Annotated in this window: 1 protein-coding gene; it reads right to left on the bottom strand. The window is 67.6% G+C overall.

The window, feature by feature from the left end:
* A partial coding sequence (locus tag IG05_RS0141100) for a polyketide synthase (RefSeq protein WP_030349190.1) occupies positions 1 to 698 on the bottom strand: 698 nt, incomplete at both ends.

Genomic DNA, 698 nt, shown 5'->3' with positions numbered 1-698 from the left:
TGCCCGCGGCGGCGTCGAGGTGGCCGACGTTCCCCTTGACCGAGCCCACCGTGCACGAGCCTCCCTCCAAAGCCCGCTCCAACGCCTGGAACTCGATGGAGTCACCGATCAGCGTCCCGCTGCCGTGCCCCTCCACGTAGTCGATGTCCTGCGGACGGACTTCCGCCACATTCATGGCCTCGGTAACGACCCGGGCCTGCCCGGCCACGGTCGGCGCCGTCAGTACGACGACCCCCACGCCGCTGCCGAAGACGGTGCCCCGCGCGGTCGCGTCGAAGGGCCGCACATGCCCGTCCGGGGAAAGGAACGAACCCTCGCGATGGACATAGCCCTGGTCAGCGCCGCCCTTGTACGACACCGCACCGGAGAGCGCCATGTCGCACTCGTAATTCAGCAGACTCTGACACGCGAGGTGCACCGCGACGAGGGAGGTGGAGCAGGCGGTTTGCACGGGAAGGCTCGGACCCTTGAGGTCGAGCTTGTGGGATACCCGGCTGGCGAGGAACGACAGCTCGAATCCCAGGCCGACGTTCTCCCCCTTGAGGGCCGCTCCCTGTTCCAGGTTGCTGAAGATATTCTCCAGGTAGGCTGACGTGCTGGCCCCGCCGAAGACGCCGATGTCGCCGTCGTACTGGGCCGAGTCGTAGCCCGCGTTCTCCAGCGCCTGCCAGGCCGTCTCCAGGAACAGACGGTGCTGC

This window comes from Streptomyces sp. NRRL S-1022, from assembly GCF_000720135.1.
Classification (GTDB): domain Bacteria; phylum Actinomycetota; class Actinomycetes; order Streptomycetales; family Streptomycetaceae; genus Streptomyces.
This window is presented reverse-complemented; position numbering and strand designations above follow the sequence as displayed.